We start from the raw sequence: 20,786 nt of genomic DNA on the forward strand, positions 1-20,786 counted from the left end.
ATTTGCTGAAGCGCGGCCAGCTGGCCACGACTCGGTACCCGAATTTCTTGACGACCATAGAGCATTGGAACCACCTGATCCCATCCCGAACTCAGCAGTGAAACGATGCATCGCCGATGGTAGTGTGGGGTTTCCCCATGTGAGAGTAGGTCATCGTCAAGATTAAATTCCGAAACCCCTATCTGCGTATGCAGGTAGGGGTTTTGTTTTGGCCGCAGGAAAGTGACCTGCCGAAAAATATAGCCCGACATATGCAACCGCGCGGAGCATGGCTATCATGCGGGCCTCATTGTGAGGCGGGGCTTGCATGCTGACGTTGTTAAAGCTACTTAAAGATGGCCGATTCCATTCGGGCCAGACTCTGGGCGCTGCGTTGGGCGTCAGTCGCAGTGCTGTGTGGAAGCAACTTCAACATCTTGAGGCTGAGCTCGGTTTGTCTATCCATAAGGTTCGGGGGCGTGGTTATCAATTGGCTGCGCCGCTAACGCTACTCGACGCGGATGCGATAAGGCGCCAGTCGGCTTCCTGCGATTGGCCTATCCTGGTTTTCGATTCGATTGACTCCACAAATACTGAAGCGCTACGCGCAATACAGCGCGGGGAGGCTGCGCCTTTTTTGGTGCTTGCCGAGAGGCAAACTGCGGGGCGGGGCCGGCGCGGTCGCAAGTGGGTGAGTCCTTTTGCTGAAAATATCTATTACAGTCTCGTGCTGCGGATTCAAGGTGGCATGCGACAGCTCGAGGGCTTGAGCCTTGTTGTAGGGTTGGCCGTGCTGCAAGCGCTAAGAGAGTCGGGGGTTCAGAGTGCGGGCTTGAAGTGGCCCAACGATCTACTCGTCGGCCAAAAGAAGATTGCAGGGATTCTGCTTGAGTTGGTAGGCGATCCTGCTGATGTTTGTCACGTGGTCCTGGGTGTTGGTATCAATGTGAACATGCAGTCCGCAGATGAGGTTGATCAGCAGTGGACGTCAATGAAGCTGGAGTCTGGTCGGCTATTTGACCGCAACGCACTGGTCGCGCTCTTGGGAATCACGCTGCAGAAATATTTGGATCGACATCAGGTTGGCGGATTCACTGCGATCCAGCGCGAGTGGGAGCAGAATCATTTATGGCAAGGTCGTTTAGTCTCACTGACTGCCGGATCTAACCAGATAGATGGTGAGGTTTTGGGTATTGATAGTCAGGGTGCTCTTCGCCTGAAGGTGGGTGGTGTGGAAAAAGTATTTAGTGGCGGTGAGCTCAGTCTGAGGTTGCGCGATGATTCTTGAGCTCGACTGCGGAAATAGTTTTATCAAGTGGCGGGTGATCACAACCAGCGTCCGGCAAACGATTGGCGAGGGGGTCGTAGATTCCAATGCGGCCTTGCTGGAGAGCCTTCAGGCGCTTGCCGTGCTCTCACTGCGGTACTGTCGGTTAGTCAGTGTCAGAACAGAGGAAGAGACGAGTGCATTGATATCCCTTCTGGAGGAGACGTTTACCGTTTCCGTGGCGAGCGCGGTCCCCGCTCGTGAAATGGGTGGGGTTCGCAATGGCTATGAGGATTTTGAGCGTTTGGGGCTTGATCGCTGGCTCGCAATGCTTGGCGGGTACCATTTGGCTCGGGGCGCATGTCTCGTGCTTGATTTCGGTACTGCGGTAACGGCAGATTTCGTAAGTGGTGATGGTGAGCATCTGGGGGGATTCATCTGTCCCGGAATACCCTTGATGCGGAATCAACTGCGCACGCATACACGCAAGATACGTTACGGCGACCTCGCTGCCGAACGGGCTCTGGAAAGTCTCGTGCCTGGTCGAACTACCGTCGAGGCAGTCGAGCGTGGATGCTCATTGATGTTGCGAGGCTTTGTGCTGACACAGCTTGACTTGGCGCGCAGCTATTGGGGGGCGGACTATTCAGTGTTTCTGACTGGCGGAGATGCTGATCTTGTTTCTGGAATCGTGCCAGAGGCTAGAGTGGTTCCGGATCTCGTGTTTGTCGGCTTGGCTATGGCATGTCCTTTGTCCTGAGGTCTTTATGCGTTGGTTGTTCCTGCTGCTGCTTGTTCTCAACGTGTTCTACTACATCTGGCATCAGCAAGAGGCTCCTCTGCGTGCAAAAGATGTCACACCACTGAGCTTATACCGGGGTGGGCAGCAGGATATAAAGCTGCTTAGCGAGACGGTCGAGGCAAAGGCCGATACGGCCAAAACAGCACCGACTAATAACAGTTGTTTATACCTTGGTGGCTATGGCCGGGAAGAGGTCGCTCGGGCAGTGGAGCGACGTTTAAGCGGGATGGAGATCAACTTCCAGTCCCTGGCGAAAGACCTCCCAGAATTGAACGGATACTGGGTACGCGTAGCCCCCGAGAGTCGGCGCTGGTTGGGTGACGTGCAGTTGCAAAACCTTTCCAGAGAATTCAATGAGTTAAAACATAAAATAATGCCGTGTGAGGGGGTTGCACCTGCCCAATAGTTTGCATAGAATGGCGCCCGCTTCGCAGTGAAGACCTTTACAGGTTGACGCTGAGAAGCGGTGTCAACGCAGCTAAGCTCAGGTTTTTAATGAGAAAATGCTTGACAGAAGGTCGGCATGATATAGAATGCCGGCTCGCTTAGGAGGGGTTCCCGAGCGGCCAAAGGGATCAGACTGTAAATCTGACGTCTACGACTTCGAAGGTTCGAATCCTTCCCCCTCCACCATTTTTAGCGAGAGCTGCAAGCCTCGCGGGTATAGTTTAGTGGTAGAACCTCAGCCTTCCAAGCTGATGATGCGGGTTCGATTCCCGCTACCCGCTCCAAGTTTGCAGATCCTGCAAAGTGTTTCGCTCTTGTAGCTCAGTTGGTAGAGCACACCCTTGGTAAGGGTGAGGTCAGCGGTTCAAATCCGCTCAAGAGCTCCATATAACAAGGCAGATATGAAAATATCTGCCTTTGTTTTAATGGCTTGTTTGACCTGCTCAATTCTTCTCCTGAGGGTGATCTTGATGGCTAAGGAAAAGTTCGAACGTAACAAGCCGCACGTCAATGTGGGTACCATTGGTCACGTTGACCACGGTAAAACTACTTTGACTGCCGCCTTGACCCGTGTCTGCTCCGAAGTTTTCGGTTCGGCAAAGGTTGACTTCGACAAGATCGATAGCGCCCCTGAAGAAAAAGCTCGCGGTATTACCATCAACACCGCTCACGTTGAGTACGATTCGGCAGTGCGTCACTACGCACATGTCGACTGTCCTGGTCACGCCGACTACGTAAAAAACATGATTACCGGCGCGGCTCAGATGGATGGTGCGATTCTGGTTTGCTCGGCCGCTGATGGTCCGATGCCTCAAACCCGTGAGCACATTCTGCTCTCCCGTCAGGTTGGTGTTCCGTACATCGTTGTATTCCTTAACAAGGCTGACATGGTCGATGATGCTGAGCTGCTCGAGCTCGTAGAGATGGAAGTGCGCGATCTGTTGAGCACTTATGATTTCCCAGGTGATGACACTCCGATCATCATTGGTTCTGCGCTGATGGCGTTGAACGGTCAAGACGATAACGAGATGGGTACAACTGCCGTCAAGCGTTTGGTTGAGACTCTGGATAGCTACATTCCGCAGCCGGAACGCGCTATTGATAAGCCGTTCCTGATGCCGATCGAGGATGTTTTCTCGATTTCTGGTCGCGGTACTGTTGTAACGGGTCGTGTAGAGCGTGGCATTGTACGCATCCAGGAAGAAGTTGAGATTGTAGGTCTTCGTGACACTGTCAAAACGACTTGTACTGGCGTCGAAATGTTCCGCAAATTGCTCGACGAAGGTCGTGCTGGTGAGAATTGCGGGGTGTTGCTCCGCGGTACCAAGCGTGATGATGTTGAGCGTGGCCAGGTTCTGGTCAAGCCCGGTACCGTCAAGCCGCACACCAAATTTACTGCAGAAGTTTACGTTTTGAGCAAAGAGGAGGGTGGTCGTCATACGCCATTCTTCAAGGGCTACCGTCCACAGTTCTACTTCCGTACGACTGATGTGACCGGTAACTGTGAGTTGCCCGAAGGTGTTGAGATGGTGATGCCTGGGGATAACGTTCAGATGACCGTTACCCTGATCAAAACCATTGCGATGGAAGATGGTTTGCGCTTTGCAATCCGTGAGGGCGGTCGTACCGTCGGCGCTGGGGTTGTGGCAAAAGTCATCGAGTAAGTTGTTGTAATGTCTTTTTCGGGCCGGCATAATGGTCGGCCTGATTTTGTTTTAGGTCAGTAGCTCAATTGGCAGAGCGACGGTCTCCAAAACCGTAGGTTGGGGGTTCGATTCCCTCCTGACCTGCCAGATTCACTTGGTGGGTTTGGCTTTCTTTTCACAGGATCTTCATAGATGACTCCTAAAGCTGAAGCTCAAGGCTCTCGCTTCGATCTGCTCAAGTGGCTAGTAGTAGTCGCCTTGGTGGTTGTTGGCGTTGTTGGCAATCAGTATTACTCTGCTTCGCCGATCCTGTACCGCGTACTAGCTTTGCTTGCCATTGCTGCTGTAGCTGCCTTTGTAGGCCTGCAGACTGCCAAGGGCAAGTCTTTCTTTGTACTGGTTAAGGAAGCTCGCACCGAGATTCGTAAAGTCGTTTGGCCAACTCGCCAAGAAACCACGCAGACCACATTGATCGTAGTGGCTGTTGTTCTGGTTATGGCGTTGCTGTTGTGGGGTCTTGATTCCCTGCTCGGCTGGCTTGTTTCCTTGATTGTCGGCTAAGGGTGTCCCGTGGCTAAGCGTTGGTACGTTGTGCATGCTTACTCCGGTTACGAGAAGCATGTCATGCGCTCGTTGGTAGAGCGCGTAAAGCTGGCTGGCATGGAAGATGGCTTCGGCGAAATTCTGGTTCCCACTGAAGAAGTGGTTGAAATGCGTAATGGCCAGAAACGCAAAAGCGAGCGCAAGTTCTTCCCAGGTTATGTGCTGGTCCAGATGGACATGAATGAGGGTACCTGGCACTTGGTCAAGGATACTCCTCGGGTGATGGGTTTTATCGGTGGTACTGCTGATAAGCCTGCACCTATCACAGATAAAGAGGCAGAAGCGATTCTGCGTCGTGTTGCTGATGGTAGCGACAAGCCGAAGCCGAAGACGTTGTTCGAGCCAGGCGAGTCGGTGCGTGTCAACGACGGACCGTTTGCTGATTTTACCGGCACGGTTGAAGAGGTTAATTACGAAAAGAGTCGCATCCAAGTGGCAGTGCTCATTTTCGGTCGCTCTACTCCGGTAGAGTTAGAGTTCAGCCAGGTCGAAAAAGTCTAGCTGAGCAAGCATCCCAACCCCGCAGCCCTAGGCTGTGGGGTTTTGTCGTCACTGGGATAAACGCGCAAGTAACCGGGGAGCCTTTCGAGGCGTTCGAACCCGTAATTGGAGTGCCTCATGGCCAAGAAGATTACCGCTTACATCAAGCTGCAAGTGAAGGCCGCTCAGGCTAACCCAAGCCCACCTGTTGGTCCTGCACTGGGTCAGCACGGCGTGAACATCATGGAGTTCTGCAAAGCTTTCAACGCCCGTACTCAGGGTATTGAGCCAGGCCTGCCGACTCCAGTGATCATCACTGTCTACAGCGACCGTAGCTTCACTTTTGAAACCAAATCCACCCCTGCTTCGGTTCTGCTGAAGAAGGCGGCTGGTCTGACTAGCGGTTCCGCTCGTCCGAACACCGTTAAGGTTGGCACCGTGACCCGTGCTCAGCTGGAAGAAATCGCGAAAACCAAAAACGCGGATCTGACTGCAGCTGATATGGATGCAGCCGTGCGCACTATCGCCGGTTCTGCTCGTAGCATGGGCCTTAACGTGGAGGGTGTGTAATGGCTAAGTTGACCAAGCGTCAAAAGGCTATCGCCGACAAAATCGAAGCAGGCAAGTCCTACAACTTTGTAGACGCTGCTGCTCTGCTGGCTGAATTGTCGACTGTAAAGTTCAGCGAGTCGTTCGACGTAGCTGTGAACCTGGGTGTTGACCCGCGTAAATCCGACCAGGTCGTTCGTAGCGCTACTGTGCTGCCGCACGGCACTGGCAAGACTGTTCGCGTTGCAGTGTTCACCCAGGGTCCAGCTGCTGAGGCCGCTCTGGCTGCCGGCGCTGACCGTGTAGGTATGGACGATCTGGCTGCCGAAATGAAAGGCGGCGACCTGAACTATGACGTAGTTATCGCATCCCCGGATGCAATGCGCGTTGTTGGTCAGTTGGGTCAGATCCTCGGCCCACGTGGTCTGATGCCTAACCCTAAAGTCGGTACCGTAACTCCAGACGTAGCTACAGCGGTTAAAAACGCCAAGGCTGGTCAGGTTCGTTATCGCACAGACAAAAACGGCATCATCCACACTTCGGTTGGCAAGGTCGGTTTCGACGCTGTCAAGCTGAAGGAAAACGTTGAAGCCCTGATCGCTGATTTGAAGCGTATCAAGCCAGCTTCCTCGAAAGGCATTTACGTCAAGCGCGTTACCCTGAGCACTACCATGGGCCCAGGTCTGGTCATCGACCAAGGCTCGCTCGACGCGTGAGACACAGACTGGCGCGAGTGATCGCGTCAGTTGAAAAATTGGGGTCCCTGCCTGGCGGGGGCTATCCAAGACCGTAGGCGACGCAAGTCTTAAACCTCAAGCCTACGCAGATGGTGCTCCCGGTTCCTTACCGAATCAGACACCAAAACGACATCCGGCTCCGGCTGGATGAAACGGTAACAAGCAGGAGTTAAACCCGTGGCAATTAAACTCGAAGACAAGAAGGCCATCGTCGCTGAAGTCAACGAGGCTGCCAATGTTGCCCTGTCTGCTGTTGTGGCTGATGCCCGCGGCGTGACAGTGAGCGCTATGACCGGACTCCGTAAAGAGGCTCGTGAAGCTGGCGTTTACGTACGTGTTGTACGTAACACCCTGCTGAAGCGCGCCGTTGCTGGCACTCAATATGACGTGCTCAACGACGTGTTCACTGGCCCGACCTTGATTGCATTTTCGAAAGAACATCCGGGCGCTGCTGCTCGTATCTTCAAAGAATTCGCAAAAGGTCAGGATAAGTTCGAGATCAAGGCAGCTGCGTTCGAGGGCAAGTTCCTCGCAGCTAATCAGATCGACGTACTGGCAAGTCTGCCGACCCGTGACGAAGCAATTTCTCAGCTGATGAGCGTGATTCAAGGCGCAACCAGCAAATTGGCTCGTACTCTGGCGGCCCTTCGCGACCAGAAAGAAGCTGCCGCAGCCTAAGGCTACGCAACTACTTTCAGCGTTTATTGTTTATTTCGATGGCCGCGTAGGCTGTCACCCCAATACAGGAATTTATAGTCATGTCTCTGACTAACGACCAAATCATCGAAGCAATCGGCGAAAAATCCGTTCTGGAAATCGTTGAGCTGATCAAGGCCATGGAAGAGAAGTTCGGCGTATCTGCTGCCGCTGCTTCCGCTGGTCCAGCTGCTGTTGCTGCCGTTGTTGAAGAACAAACTGAATTCAACGTCATGCTGCTGGAAGCTGGCGAGAAGAAAGTTAACGTGATCAAGGCAGTACGTGAACTGACCGGTCTGGGCCTGAAAGAAGCCAAGGCTGTAGTTGACGGCGCTCCTGGCATGGTTCTGGAAGCTGTATCGAAAGACGCAGCTGACAAAGCCAAGGTCACTCTGGAAGAAGCAGGCGCTAAAGTCGAGCTGAAGTAAGCATCGACTTGCACCTCCAGCCCAAGCGTTAAGCAAAAGGCTGATGGCTGGTGGCTCTTGCCACCGGCCTTTTTCCGTTATTGGCAACCGACTGGGTCGATGCTGGTAGCGAGCTGTAACCACCCGATGCGGTGGCGCAAACCATGGGGTTTGCAAGATTTTCTGGCTGCTCCCGTCGGGAGGGGCCAAACAAGCAGGTGACCAAGCTGGGGAACGCTGATGGCTTACTCATATACTGAGAAAAAACGTATCCGCAAGGACTTTAGCAAGTTGCCGGACGTCATGGATGTGCCGTATCTCTTGGCAATCCAGCTGGATTCGTATCGTGAATTCTTGCAGGCGGGAGCGACTAAAGATCAGTTCCGCGACGTGGGCCTGCATGCGGCCTTCAAATCCGTTTTCCCGATCATCAGCTACTCCGGCAATGCTGCGCTGGAGTACGTCGGTTATCGCCTGGGCGAACCGGCATTTGATGTCAAAGAATGCGTGTTGCGCGGTGTGACTTACGCCGTACCTTTGCGGGTAAAAGTGCGCCTGATCATTTTCGACAAAGAATCGTCGAACAAAGCGATCAAGGACATCAAAGAGCAAGAAGTCTACATGGGTGAAATCCCCCTGATGACTGAAAACGGTACCTTCGTAATCAACGGTACCGAGCGTGTAATCGTTTCCCAGCTGCACCGTTCCCCGGGCGTGTTTTTTGACCACGACCGCGGCAAGACGCATAGCTCCGGCAAACTGCTTTACTCCGCGCGCATCATTCCATACCGCGGTTCGTGGCTGGACTTCGAGTTCGACCCGAAAGACTGCGTATTCGTGCGTATCGACCGTCGTCGCAAGCTGCCTGCATCGGTACTGCTGCGCGCGCTCGGCTATACCACTGAAGAAGTGCTCGACGCGTTCTACACCACCAATGTCTTCCATCTGAGCGGCGAAACCCTCAGCCTGGAACTGATTGCTTCGCGTCTGCGTGGTGAAATTGCAGTTCTTGATATTCAGGACGAGAAGGGCAAGGTCATCGTTGAGGCTGGTCGTCGCATTACTGCGCGCCACATCAACCAGATCGAAAAAGCCGGTCTCAAGACCCTGGAAGTGCCTCTGGACTACGTCCTGGGTCGCACTACTGCCAAGGCCATCGTGCATCCGGCAACCGGCGAAATCCTGGCTGAGTGCAACACCGAGCTGAACACCGAAATCCTGGCAAAAATCGCCAAGTCCCAGGTTGTTCGTATCGAAACTCTGTACACCAACGATATCGACTGCGGTCCGTTCGTCTCCGACACTCTGAAGATCGATTCCACCAGCAACCAATTGGAAGCGCTGGTCGAGATCTATCGCATGATGCGTCCAGGCGAGCCGCCAACCAAAGACGCTGCCGAGACTCTGTTCAACAACCTGTTCTTCAGCCCTGAGCGCTATGACCTGTCTGCGGTCGGCCGGATGAAGTTCAACCGTCGTATCGGTCGTACCGAGATCGAAGGTTCGGGCGTGCTGTGCAAAGAAGACATCGTCGCGGTTCTGAAGACTCTGGTCGACATCCGTAACGGTAAAGGCATCGTCGATGACATCGACCACCTGGGTAACCGTCGTGTTCGCTGTGTAGGCGAAATGGCCGAGAACCAGTTCCGCGTTGGCCTGGTACGTGTAGAGCGTGCGGTCAAAGAGCGTCTGTCGATGGCTGAAAGCGAAGGCCTGATGCCGCAAGACCTGATCAACGCCAAGCCAGTTGCTGCGGCGGTGAAAGAGTTCTTCGGTTCCAGCCAGCTCTCGCAGTTCATGGACCAGAACAACCCGCTGTCCGAGATCACCCACAAGCGTCGTGTGTCTGCACTCGGCCCTGGCGGTTTGACTCGTGAGCGTGCTGGCTTTGAAGTTCGTGACGTACACCCGACTCACTATGGTCGTGTATGCCCGATTGAAACGCCGGAAGGTCCGAACATCGGTCTGATCAACTCCCTGGCTGCCTATGCGCGCACCAACCAGTACGGCTTCCTTGAGAGCCCGTACCGTGTGGTGAAAGATGCTCTGGTCACCGACGAGATCGTTTTCCTGTCCGCCATTGAAGAAGCCGATCACGTGATCGCTCAGGCTTCGGCCACGATGAACGACAAGAAAGTCCTGATCGATGAGTTGGTAGCGGTTCGTCACTTGAACGAGTTCACCGTCAAGGCGCCGGAAGACGTCACCTTGATGGACGTGTCGCCGAAGCAGGTAGTTTCGGTCGCAGCGTCGCTGATCCCGTTCCTCGAGCACGATGACGCCAACCGTGCGTTGATGGGTTCGAACATGCAGCGTCAAGCTGTACCAACCCTGCGCGCTGACAAGCCGCTGGTCGGTACCGGCATGGAGCGTAACGTAGCTCGTGACTCCGGCGTTTGCGTCGTGGCTCGTCGTGGCGGCGTAATCGATTCCGTCGACGCCAGCCGTATCGTGGTTCGTGTTGCTGATGACGAAGTTGAAACCGGCGAAGCTGGTGTCGACATCTACAACCTGACCAAATACACCCGCTCCAACCAGAACACCTGCATCAACCAGCGTCCGCTGGTGCGTAAAGGTGATCGGGTTCAGCGTAGCGACATCATGGCCGACGGTCCGTCCACCGACATGGGTGAACTGGCTCTGGGTCAGAACATGCGCATCGCGTTCATGGCATGGAACGGTTTCAACTTCGAAGACTCCATCTGCCTGTCCGAGCGTGTGGTTCAGGAAGATCGCTTCACCACGATCCACATCCAGGAACTGACCTGTGTGGCGCGTGACACCAAGCTTGGGCCTGAGGAAATCACTGCAGACATCCCGAACGTGGGTGAAGCTGCACTGAACAAACTGGACGAAGCCGGTATCGTTTACGTAGGTGCTGAAGTAGGCGCAGGCGACATTCTGGTAGGTAAGGTCACTCCGAAAGGCGAGACCCAACTGACTCCGGAAGAGAAGCTGCTGCGTGCCATCTTCGGTGAAAAAGCCAGCGACGTTAAAGACACTTCCCTGCGTGTGCCTACCGGCACCAAAGGTACTGTGATCGACGTACAGGTCTTCACTCGTGACGGCGTTGAGCGTGATGCTCGTGCACTGTCGATCGAGAAGACTCAACTCGACGAGATCCGCAAGGACCTGAACGAAGAGTTCCGTATTGTTGAAGGCGCCACTTTCGAACGTCTGCGTTCCGCTCTGGTAGGCCACAAGGCTGAAGGCGGCGCCGGTCTGAAGAAAGGTCAGGAAATTACCGACGAAGTTCTCGACGGTCTTGAGCATGGTCAGTGGTTCAAACTGCGCATGGCTGAAGATGCTCTGAACGAGCAGCTCGAGAAGGCTCAGGCCTACATCGTTGATCGCCGCCGTCTGCTGGACGACAAGTTCGAAGACAAGAAGCGCAAACTGCAGCAGGGCGATGACCTGGCTCCAGGCGTGCTGAAAATCGTCAAGGTTTACCTGGCAATCCGTCGTCGCATCCAGCCGGGCGACAAGATGGCCGGTCGTCACGGTAACAAAGGTGTGGTCTCCGTGATCATGCCGGTTGAAGACATGCCGCATGATGCCAATGGCACACCGGTCGATGTCGTCCTCAACCCGTTGGGCGTACCTTCGCGTATGAACGTTGGTCAGATCCTCGAAACTCACCTCGGCCTCGCGGCTAAAGGTCTGGGCGAGAAGATCAACCGGATGATCGAAGAGCAGCGCAAAGTCGCCGAGCTTCGTAAATTCCTCGACGAGATCTACAACCAGATCGGCGGTCGTAACGAAGATCTGGATAGCTTCTCCGACCAGGAAATCCTGGACCTGGCGAAGAACCTGCGTGGCGGCGTTCCAATGGCCACTCCAGTGTTCGACGGTGCCAAGGAAAGCGAAATCAAGGCCATGCTGAAACTGGCAGACCTGCCGGAAAGCGGCCAGATGCAGCTGACTGACGGCCGTACCGGCAATAAGTTCGAGCGCCCGGTTACTGTTGGCTACATGTACATGCTGAAGCTGAACCACTTGGTAGACGACAAGATGCACGCTCGTTCTACCGGTTCGTACAGCCTGGTTACCCAGCAGCCGCTGGGTGGTAAGGCACAGTTCGGTGGTCAGCGTTTCGGGGAGATGGAGGTCTGGGCACTGGAAGCATACGGTGCTGCTTACACTCTGCAAGAAATGCTCACAGTGAAGTCGGACGATGTGAACGGCCGTACCAAGATGTACAAAAACATCGTGGATGGCGATCACCGTATGGAGCCGGGCATGCCCGAGTCTTTCAACGTGTTGATCAAGGAAATTCGTTCCCTCGGCATCGATATCGATCTGGAAACCGAATAACACGTGACGCGAATCGAGAGCGGGGCAGGATTGCCCGCTCTCTGCTCCGCCAGGAGGAAAGGCCTTGAAAGACCTACTGAATTTGCTGAAAAACCAGGGTCAAGTCGAAGAGTTCGACGCCATCCGTATTGGATTGGCATCGCCTGAGATGATCCGTTCGTGGTCGTTCGGTGAAGTTAAAAAGCCGGAAACGATCAACTACCGTACGTTCAAACCTGAGCGTGACGGCCTGTTCTGCGCCAAGATCTTTGGCCCGGTAAAGGATTACGAGTGCCTGTGCGGTAAGTACAAGCGCTTGAAGCATCGCGGCGTAATCTGCGAGAAGTGCGGCGTTGAAGTCGCGCTGGCCAAAGTTCGTCGTGAGCGCATGGCGCACATCGAACTGGCTTCGCCAGTTGCCCACATCTGGTTCCTGAAATCGCTGCCGTCCCGTATCGGCTTGCTGATGGACATGACCCTGCGTGATATCGAACGTGTTCTCTATTTCGAGAGCTATGTCGTTATCGATCCAGGTATGACCACCCTTGAGAAAGGGCAGCTGCTGAACGACGAGCAGTACTTCGAAGCGCTGGAAGAGTTCGGCGACGATTTCGATGCCCGTATGGGTGCTGAAGCTGTCCGTGAACTGCTGCACGCTATCGACCTGGAGCACGAGATTGGCCGTCTGCGTGAAGAAATTCCGCAAACCAATTCCGAAACCAAAATCAAGAAGCTGTCCAAGCGTCTGAAGTTGATGGAAGCCTTCCAGGGTTCCGGCAACCTTCCAGAATGGATGGTGCTGACCGTTCTGCCGGTTCTGCCGCCAGATCTGCGTCCACTGGTCCCGCTGGATGGCGGTCGCTTCGCGACTTCCGACCTCAACGATCTGTATCGTCGAGTGATCAACCGTAACAACCGCTTGAAGCGCCTGCTTGATCTGTCCGCTCCGGACATCATCGTGCGCAACGAAAAGCGTATGTTGCAGGAAGCTGTCGATGCACTGCTCGACAACGGTCGTCGTGGCCGCGCTATCACTGGTTCGAACAAGCGTCCTCTGAAGTCCCTGGCTGACATGATCAAGGGTAAGCAGGGTCGTTTCCGTCAGAACTTGCTCGGTAAGCGTGTTGACTACTCCGGTCGTTCGGTAATTACCGTAGGTCCGACCCTGCGTCTGCATCAGTGCGGTCTGCCGAAGAAAATGGCCCTCGAGTTGTTCAAGCCGTTCATTTTCGGCAAGCTGGAAATGCGTGGTCTTGCTACCACCATCAAAGCTGCCAAGAAGATGGTCGAGCGCGAGCTGCCGGAAGTCTGGGACGTTCTCGCTGAAGTAATTCGCGAACACCCGGTTCTCCTCAACCGTGCACCGACCCTTCACCGTCTGGGTATCCAGGCGTTTGAACCAGTACTGATCGAAGGCAAGGCTATCCAGCTGCACCCTCTGGTCTGTGCTGCGTACAACGCCGACTTCGACGGCGACCAAATGGCCGTGCACGTACCGCTGACACTGGAAGCCCAGTTGGAAGCGCGTGCGTTGATGATGTCGACCAACAACATTCTGTCGCCAGCCAACGGTGAGCCAATCATCGTTCCTTCGCAGGACGTTGTATTGGGTCTGTACTACATGACTCGTGAAGCGATCAACGCCAAGGGCGAAGGTCGTGTGTTCGCGGATCTGCAGGAAGTTGACCGTGTGTTCCGTGCCGGCGAAGCCGCACTGCACGCCAAAGTCAAAGTCCGCATCCACGAAACCGTAAACGATCGTGACGGTGGCAGCGTCAAGAACACCCGTATCGTCGACACAACCGTCGGTCGTGCGCTGTTGTTCCAGGTTGTTCCACCTGGCCTGTCGTACGACGTCGTCAACCAGCCGATGAAGAAAAAGGCGATCTCCAAGCTGATCAACCAGTGCTACCGCGTGGTTGGTTTGAAAGAGACCGTGATCTTCGCTGACCAGTTGATGTACACCGGTTTTGCTTATTCGACCATTTCCGGCGTTTCCATCGGTGTTAACGACTTTGTTATCCCGGACGAGAAAGCCCGCATCATCAATGCTGCAACTGATGAAGTGAAAGAGATCGAAAGTCAGTACGCCTCAGGCCTGGTAACTCAGGGCGAGAAGTACAACAAAGTGATCGACCTTTGGTCCAAGGCGAACGACGAAGTTTCCAAGGCGATGATGGCCAACCTCTCGAAAGAGAAAGTCATCGACCGTCACGGCGTCGAAGTCGACCAAGAGTCCTTTAACTCGATGTACATGATGGCCGACTCGGGCGCACGGGGTTCTGCTGCGCAGATCCGTCAGCTCGCCGGTATGCGCGGCCTGATGGCCAAGCCGGACGGTTCCATCATCGAAACGCCGATTACTGCGAACTTCCGTGAAGGTTTGAGCGTACTTCAGTACTTCATCTCCACTCACGGTGCTCGTAAAGGTTTGGCGGATACCGCATTGAAAACTGCGAACTCCGGTTACCTGACTCGTCGTCTTGTAGACGTGGCGCAGGATCTGGTTGTGACCGAGATCGATTGCGGCACCGAACATGGCCTGGTAATGACTCCGCACATTGAAGGCGGTGACGTTGTCGAGCCGCTGGGTGAGCGCGTGTTGGGTCGTGTCATTGCTCGTGACGTGTTCAAGCCGGGTACCGAAGAAGTCATCGTTCCTGGTGGCACTCTGGTAGACGAGAAGTGGGTCGAGTTCATCGAGCTGAACAGCATCGATGAAGTGATCGTGCGTTCGCCGATCAGCTGCGAAACCCGCTACGGCATTTGCGCTAAGTGCTACGGCCGTGATCTGGCTCGTGGTCACCAGGTGAACATCGGTGAAGCGGTCGGCGTTATCGCTGCCCAGTCCATCGGTGAGCCGGGTACCCAGCTGACCATGCGTACGTTCCACATCGGTGGTGCTGCAAGCCGGACCTCCGCAGCTGACAGCGTTCAGGTGAAGAATGGCGGTACTGTCCGTCTGCATAACCTGAAGCACGTTGAGCGAGTGGATGGTTGCCTGGTTGCTGTGTCCCGTTCCGGTGAGCTGGCAATCGCTGATGACTTCGGTCGTGAGCGTGAGCGTTACAAGCTGCCGTACGGTGCTGTGATTTCGGTTAAAGAAGGTGACAAGGTCGACGCTGGCGCAATCGTGGCCAAGTGGGATCCGCACACTCACCCAATCGTTACCGAAATGAAAGGTACCGTGACCTACGTGGGCATGGAAGAAGGCATCACGATCAAGCGTCAGACTGACGAATTGACCGGTATGACCAACATTGAAGTCCTCGACGCCAAAGACCGTCCAGCTGCCGGTAAAGATATCCGTCCTGCTGTGAAGATGGTTGATGACAATGGCAAGGATCTCTTGCTGCCGGGTACTGACGTAATTGCTCAGTACTTCCTGCCTGCTAACGCCCTGGTTGGTGTAGCGGACGGCGCGAAGATTGCGATCGGTGATGTTATCGCTCGTATCCCGCAAGAGACTTCGAAGACCCGTGATATCACCGGTGGTCTGCCGCGTGTTGCCGACTTGTTCGAAGCACGTCGTCCGAAAGAAGCCTCGATTCTGGCTGAAGTCAGCGGCACCATCGCGTTCGGTAAAGAGACCAAAGGCAAGCGCCGTCTGGTTATCACTCCGAACGACGGTACTGATCCGTACGAAGAGCTGATTCCGAAGTGGCGTCACCTGAACGTTTTCGAAGGCGAACAGGTAAACCGCGGCGAAGTTATCTCCGACGGTCCGAGCGATCCACACGACATCCTGCGTCTGCTGGGTGTGAGTGCGCTGGCCAAGTACATCGTGAACGAGATCCAGGACGTTTATCGTCTGCAAGGCGTGAAAATCAACGACAAGCACATCGAGACCATCTTGCGTCAGATGCTGCGTAAAGTTGAAATCGCTGAGTCCGGCGACTCGACTTTCATCAAGGGCGACCAGATGGAGTTGACTCACGTTCTGGTAGAGAACGAGCGTCTGGCTGGCGACGAGAAATTCGTATCCAAGTTCACCCGCGTGCTGTTGGGTATCACCAAGGCGTCGTTGTCCACCGAATCGTTCATCTCGGCGGCTTCCTTCCAGGAAACCACTCGTGTACTGACCGAAGCGGCGGTTACCGGCAAGCGCGATTACCTGCGCGGCTTGAAAGAAAACGTGGTTGTGGGTCGTTTGATCCCGGCCGGTACCGGTTTGGCTTATCACAGCGAACGTAAGCGTCGTCGTGAAGCAGACAAGCCGCTGCGCGTAAGCGCCAGTGAAGTGGAAGCTGCACTGACCGAAGCGCTGAACTCAAGCGGTAACTGAGTTCTGCACTAAATGAGCGTAAGGCCCTGGCCGCTCCGTTCATCGAATCGAGACAATTTGTCGAGGTTGGATGAGAGGAGACGTCGGGGCCTTGCCTTGACTGGGGGCAAGATCCTCTTTAGACTCTTGTACCCCTAAATTTGGCGGGAATTCGTTCCTGCCATTTTGCTTTTCTTGCAAGACAATAGCGTCGCAAGACAACAGTGGAGCTAGTAGATGGCAACTATCAACCAGCTGGTACGTCAGCCGCGTAAGCGTATCGTCGAGAAATCCGACGTGCCTGCGCTGCAGAACTGCCCGCAACGTCGTGGCGTATGCACTCGTGTGTATACCACCACGCCGAAAAAACCTAACTCGGCACTGCGTAAAGTATGCCGTGTGCGTCTGACCAACGGTTTCGAGGTTTCCTCGTACATCGGCGGTGAAGGCCACAACCTGCAAGAGCACAGCGTGGTACTGATCCGCGGCGGTCGTGTAAAAGACTTGCCAGGTGTTCGTTATCACACCGTTCGCGGTTCTTTGGATACTTCCGGCGTTAAAGGTCGTAACCAGGGTCGTTCGAAGTACGGTACCAAGAAGCCTAAGTAGTAGCGGCTTTTTGTAAAAACTGAATCATCTATTTTTCTGAGTCGATAAGAGTAAGGTCGGAGGCGTCCCGCAAGGGCACCGATTCCGAGCGAACCTGAAGACCGTTTGAGGGCTTATCCATGCCAAGAAGACGCGTAGCAGCCAAGCGCGAAGTGCTTGACGATCCAAAATACGGAAGCCAAATTCTGGCCAAGTTCATGAACCACGTGATGGAAAGCGGCAAGAAAGCCGTTGCCGAGCGTATCGTTTATGGCGCGCTGGAAAAGGTTAAAGAACGCAAGAACAGCGACCCCCTGGAAATCTTCGAGAAAGCTCTCGACGCCATCGCTCCGCTGGTCGAAGTAAAGTCGCGCCGTGTAGGCGGTGCTACTTACCAGGTTCCGGTTGAAGTTCGTCCGTCCCGTCGTAACGCCCTGGCAATGCGCTGGTTGGTAGACTTCGCCCGCAAGCGCGGCGAGAAGTCTATGGCTCTGCGTTTGGCTGGCGAACTGTTGGACGCTGCTGAAGGTAAAGGTGCTGCAGTTAAGAAGCGTGAAGACGTGCACCGTATGGCTGAAGCTAACAAAGCTTTCTCGCACTACCGCTTCTAATTTTAGCGTCACTAATTTTGCGAGGGCTTTATGGCTCGTACAACACCGATTAATCGCTACCGTAACATTGGTATCGTTGCTCACGTGGATGCTGGTAAAACCACCACCACAGAGCGCGTCCTTTTTTACACTGGCAAAAGTCACAAAATGGGCGAGGTGCATGACGGCGCCGCGACCACAGACTGGATGGTTCAGGAGCAGGAGCGTGGTATTACCATTACTTCTGCTGCCATTACCGCCTTCTGGCAGGGTTCCGAGAAGCAGCACAAGGACCAATACCGCTTTAACGTCATCGACACCCCGGGCCACGTTGACTTCACTATTGAAGTTGAGCGTTCCCTGCGTGTTCTCGACGGCGCGGTCGTTGTGTTCTGCGGCACCTCGGGTGTTGAGCCTCAGTCGGAAACCGTATGGCGTCAAGCCAACAAATACGGCGTTCCACGTCTTGTTTACGTAAACAAGATGGACCGTGCTGGTGCGAACTTCCTGCGCGTGATCGGTCAGATCAAGCAGCGTCTGGGTCACACTCCGGTTCCAATCCAGTTGGCTATCGGTTCCGAAGACAACTTCCAGGGTCAGATCGATCTGATGGCCATGGAAGCTGTTTACTGGAATGACTCCGACAAAGGCATGGTTCCAGTTCGCAAGCCTATCCCTGCTGAATTGCAGGAACTGGCTGACGAGTGGCGCGGCAACATGGTTGAGGCTGCGGCTGAAGCCAGCGAAGAGCTGATGAACAAGTACCTCGAAGGTGAAGAGCTCACCAACGCGGAAATCAAGGACGCACTGCGTCAGCGTACTATCGCTGGCGAAATCGTCCTGGCTGTTTGCGGTTCTTCCTTCAAGAACAAGGGTGTTCCCCTGGTTCTCGACGCCGTTATCGACTACCTGCCGGCTCCTTCCGACATTCCTGCCATCAAGGGTACTGACCCGGATGACGAGACCAAGGAAATGGAGCGTCATGCAGATGACAGCGAGCCGTTCTCGGCGCTTGCTTTCAAGATCGCTACCGACCCATTCGTGGGTACTTTGACCTTTGTTCGAGTTTACTCGGGCGTGTTGGCTTCCGGCGACGGTGTGATCAACTCGGTTAAAGGCAAGAAAGAGCGCGTGGGTCGTATGGTGCAAATGCACGCAAACGCTCGCGAAGAAATCAAGGAAGTGCGCGCTGGTGACATCGCGGCCTTGATCGGCATGAAGGATGTCACCACTGGCGAAACCTTGTGCAACGCTGACAAGCCAATCATCCTGGTTCGCATGGACTTCCCGGAGCCGGTTATTTCGGTTGCCGTTGAGCCTAAGACCAAGGACGACCAGGAAAAAATGGGTATCGCTCTGGGCAAGCTTGCTCAGGAAGATCCATCTTTCCGCGTCAAGACTGATGAAGAGACTGGTCAAACGATCATCTCTGGAATGGGCGAGTTGCACCTGGACATCCTGGTTGACCGGATGCGCCGTGAGTTCAACGTCGAAGCCAACATCGGTAAGCCTCAGGTTTCCTATCGTGAGCGCATCACGAAGAACTGTGAAATCGAAGGCAAGTTCGTTCGTCAGTCCGGCGGTCGTGGTCAGTTCGGCCACTGCTGGATCCGTTTTGCTCCTGCTGACGAAGGTCAGGAAGGTCTGCAATTCGTGAACGAAGTAGTGGGCGGTGTGGTTCCTAAGGAATACATCCCGGCTATCCAGAAGGGCATCGAAGAGCAGATGAAGAACGGCGTTGTTGCCGGCTATCCGCTGATCGGCCTGAAGGCTACTGTGTTTGATGGTTCCTACCACGACGTCGACTCCAACGAGATGGCGTTTAAGGTGGCTGCATCCATGGCGACCAAGCAGCTGGCCCAGAAGGGCGGTGGTGAGTTGCTTGAGCCGATCATGGCGGTAGAGGTTGTTACACCTGAAGACTATATGGGTGACGTGATGGGCGACCTTAACCGTCGTCGCGGCATGATCCTGGGTATGGAAGATACGGTTTCCGGCAAAGTGATTCGTGCCGAGGTTCCGTTGGGTGAGATGTTCGGTTACGCAACCGACGTTCGCTCCATGTCCCAAGGTCGCGCAAGCTACTCTATGGAATTCAAAAAATACAATACGGCTCCGTCGCACATCGTCGAAACCGTTACCAAAAAACAAGGCTGATTCAGCCCCTTTAGGCTAGGAGTTAATTGTCGTGGCTAAAGAAAAATTTGACCGTACCCTCCCGCACGTCAACGTTGGCACCATCGGTCACGTCGACCACGGTAAAACCACGCTGACCGCTGCTCTGACTCGCGTCTGCTCCGAAGTTTTCGGTTCGGCCGTTGTTGCTTTCGACAAAATCGACAGCGCTCCGGAAGAGAAGGCTCGTGGTATCACCATCAACACCGCTCACGTTGAATACAACTCGCTGATCCGTCACTACGCTCACGTTGACTGCCCAGGTCACGCTGACTATGTGAAGAACATGATCACCGGTGCTGCTCAAATGGACGGCGCTATTCTGGTTTGTTCGGCCGCTGATGGTCCGATGCCACAAACCCGTGAGCACATCCTGCTGTCCCGTCAGGTTGGCGTTCCGTACATCGTTGTCTTCCTGAACAAGGCTGACATGGTAGACGACGCTGAGCTGCTGGAACTGGTTGAGATGGAAGTGCGCGATCTGCTGAGCACTTACGACTTCCCAGGTGACGATACTCCGATCATCATCGGTTCGGCTCTGATGGCTCTGAACGGCCAAGACGACAACGAAATGGGCACCACTGCCGTTCGTAAACTGGTTGAGACTCTGGACAGCTACATTCCAGATCCAGTCCGTGTTATCGACAAACCGTTCCTGATGCCAATCGAAGACGTATTCTCGATCTCCGGTCGCGGTACTGTTGTTACCGGTCGTATCGAGCGCGGTATCGTCAAGGTTCAGGATCCACTGGAAATCGTTGGTCTGCGTGACACTACCGTCACCACCTGCACCGGTGTTGAAATGTTCCGTAAGCTGCTCGACGAAGGGCGTGCTGGCGAGAACTGTGGCGTGCTGCTGCGCGGCACCAAGCGTGACGACGTTGAGCGTGGCCAGGTTCTGGTCAAGCCAGGTTCGGTTAAGCCGCATACTACCTTCGAAGCTGAAGTGTACGTGTTGAGCAAAGAAGAAGGCGGTCGTCACACTCCGTTCTTCAAAGGCTACCGTCCACAGTTCTACTTCCGGACCACTGACGTGACCGGTAACTGCGAACTGCCGGAAGGCGTTGAAATGGTAATGCCGGGCGACAACATCAAAATGGTTGTCACCCTGATCAAAACCATCGCAATGGAAGACGGTCTGCGTTTCGCTATTCGTGAAGGCGGTCGTACCGTCGGCGCTGGCGTCGTAGCCAAAATCATCGCTTAATAAGTGATGGTCTGAAAAAGCCCCCGCTTAGCGGGGGCTTTTTTATTGGGTTGACA

At 54.6% G+C, this 20,786-nt stretch carries 16 protein-coding genes, 4 tRNA genes and 1 rRNA gene; all 21 read left to right on the forward strand.

Annotation, left to right across the window (positions count from 1 at the left end; all coding sequences use genetic code 11):
* The first annotated feature begins 46 nt into the window (after positions 1–46).
* The 21 genes from rrf to tuf (DU29_RS0109620) all read left to right on the forward strand — a co-directional run bounded on the left by rrf (position 47) and on the right by tuf (DU29_RS0109620) (position 20,730).
* Positions 47–162, forward strand: a 5S ribosomal RNA gene (gene rrf / locus DU29_RS0109520).
* Between the two features lie 145 nt (positions 163–307).
* Positions 308–1,267 (forward strand): bifunctional biotin--[acetyl-CoA-carboxylase] ligase/biotin operon repressor BirA, encoded by a 960-nt coding sequence (gene birA, locus DU29_RS0109525; protein WP_028621534.1) that lies wholly within the window; start codon positions 308–310, stop codon positions 1,265–1,267.
* A complete protein-coding gene (locus tag DU29_RS0109530) occupies positions 1,257–2,006 on the forward strand; it encodes a pantothenate kinase (protein WP_028621535.1) in 750 nt (249 codons plus the stop codon). The genes birA and DU29_RS0109530 overlap by 11 nt, the downstream gene beginning before the upstream one ends.
* 7 nt (positions 2,007–2,013) lie before the next feature.
* Positions 2,014–2,454, forward strand: coding sequence for a hypothetical protein (locus DU29_RS0109535; protein ID WP_028621536.1), 441 nt, complete (start codon positions 2,014–2,016; stop codon positions 2,452–2,454).
* A gap of 142 nt (positions 2,455–2,596) precedes the next feature.
* Positions 2,597–2,681 (forward strand) — tRNA-Tyr (locus DU29_RS0109540).
* 24 nt (positions 2,682–2,705) lie between these two features.
* Positions 2,706–2,779, forward strand: a tRNA-Gly gene (locus DU29_RS0109545).
* Positions 2,780–2,805: 26 nt separating this feature from the next.
* Positions 2,806–2,881, forward strand: a tRNA-Thr gene (locus tag DU29_RS0109550).
* 84 nt (positions 2,882–2,965) lie between these two features.
* Positions 2,966–4,159, forward strand: coding sequence for an elongation factor Tu (gene tuf / locus DU29_RS0109555; protein WP_028621537.1), 1,194 nt, complete (start codon positions 2,966–2,968; stop codon positions 4,157–4,159).
* Between the two features lie 53 nt (positions 4,160–4,212).
* Positions 4,213–4,288 (forward strand) — tRNA-Trp (locus DU29_RS0109560).
* A 45-nt stretch (positions 4,289–4,333) separates the two neighbouring features.
* Positions 4,334–4,702 carry a preprotein translocase subunit SecE gene (secE, locus tag DU29_RS0109565; protein WP_009045851.1) on the forward strand — a complete coding sequence of 123 codons (369 nt, stop codon included), beginning with the start codon at positions 4,334–4,336 and terminating at the stop codon, positions 4,700–4,702.
* Positions 4,703–4,711: 9 nt separating this feature from the next.
* Positions 4,712–5,245, forward strand: a complete 534-nt coding sequence (gene nusG / locus DU29_RS0109570; RefSeq protein ID WP_007896622.1) for a transcription termination/antitermination protein NusG — start codon at positions 4,712–4,714, stop codon at positions 5,243–5,245.
* A gap of 117 nt (positions 5,246–5,362) precedes the next feature.
* On the forward strand, positions 5,363–5,794 hold the full coding sequence (gene rplK / locus DU29_RS0109575) for a 50S ribosomal protein L11 (RefSeq protein WP_003210097.1): 432 nt from the start codon (positions 5,363–5,365) through the stop codon (positions 5,792–5,794).
* Positions 5,794–6,489 carry a 50S ribosomal protein L1 gene (gene rplA, locus DU29_RS0109580; RefSeq protein ID WP_028621538.1) on the forward strand — a complete coding sequence of 232 codons (696 nt, stop codon included), beginning with the start codon at positions 5,794–5,796 and terminating at the stop codon, positions 6,487–6,489. Before rplK ends, rplA begins: the two co-directional genes overlap by 1 nt.
* A gap of 198 nt (positions 6,490–6,687) precedes the next feature.
* Positions 6,688–7,188 carry a 50S ribosomal protein L10 gene (gene rplJ, locus DU29_RS0109585; RefSeq protein ID WP_028621539.1) on the forward strand — a complete coding sequence of 167 codons (501 nt, stop codon included), beginning with the start codon at positions 6,688–6,690 and terminating at the stop codon, positions 7,186–7,188.
* 80 nt (positions 7,189–7,268) lie between these two features.
* Complete coding sequence (gene rplL / locus DU29_RS0109590) at positions 7,269–7,634, forward strand: 50S ribosomal protein L7/L12 (RefSeq protein ID WP_028621540.1); 366 nt, start codon at positions 7,269–7,271, stop codon at positions 7,632–7,634.
* A gap of 219 nt (positions 7,635–7,853) precedes the next feature.
* Positions 7,854–11,927: a DNA-directed RNA polymerase subunit beta gene (gene rpoB / locus DU29_RS0109595; RefSeq protein WP_028621541.1), complete on the forward strand. Its 4,074-nt coding sequence runs from the start codon at positions 7,854–7,856 to the stop codon at positions 11,925–11,927.
* 64 nt (positions 11,928–11,991) lie between these two features.
* Complete coding sequence (gene rpoC / locus DU29_RS0109600; RefSeq protein WP_028621542.1) at positions 11,992–16,191, forward strand: DNA-directed RNA polymerase subunit beta'; 4,200 nt, start codon at positions 11,992–11,994, stop codon at positions 16,189–16,191.
* 216 nt (positions 16,192–16,407) lie between these two features.
* On the forward strand, positions 16,408–16,779 hold the full coding sequence (gene rpsL / locus DU29_RS0109605) for a 30S ribosomal protein S12 (RefSeq protein ID WP_002555494.1): 372 nt from the start codon (positions 16,408–16,410) through the stop codon (positions 16,777–16,779).
* A gap of 119 nt (positions 16,780–16,898) precedes the next feature.
* On the forward strand, positions 16,899–17,369 hold the full coding sequence (rpsG, locus tag DU29_RS0109610) for a 30S ribosomal protein S7 (protein ID WP_002555493.1): 471 nt from the start codon (positions 16,899–16,901) through the stop codon (positions 17,367–17,369).
* A gap of 30 nt (positions 17,370–17,399) precedes the next feature.
* Complete coding sequence (fusA, locus tag DU29_RS0109615) at positions 17,400–19,505, forward strand: elongation factor G (protein ID WP_028621543.1); 2,106 nt, start codon at positions 17,400–17,402, stop codon at positions 19,503–19,505.
* A 31-nt stretch (positions 19,506–19,536) separates the two neighbouring features.
* Positions 19,537–20,730, forward strand: coding sequence for an elongation factor Tu (gene tuf, locus DU29_RS0109620; RefSeq protein ID WP_008145495.1), 1,194 nt, complete (start codon positions 19,537–19,539; stop codon positions 20,728–20,730).
* The last annotated feature ends 56 nt before the right edge of the window (positions 20,731–20,786 follow it).

This window comes from Pseudomonas sp. Ant30-3, from assembly GCF_000690905.1.
In the GTDB taxonomy this organism is placed as follows: domain Bacteria; phylum Pseudomonadota; class Gammaproteobacteria; order Pseudomonadales; family Pseudomonadaceae; genus Aquipseudomonas.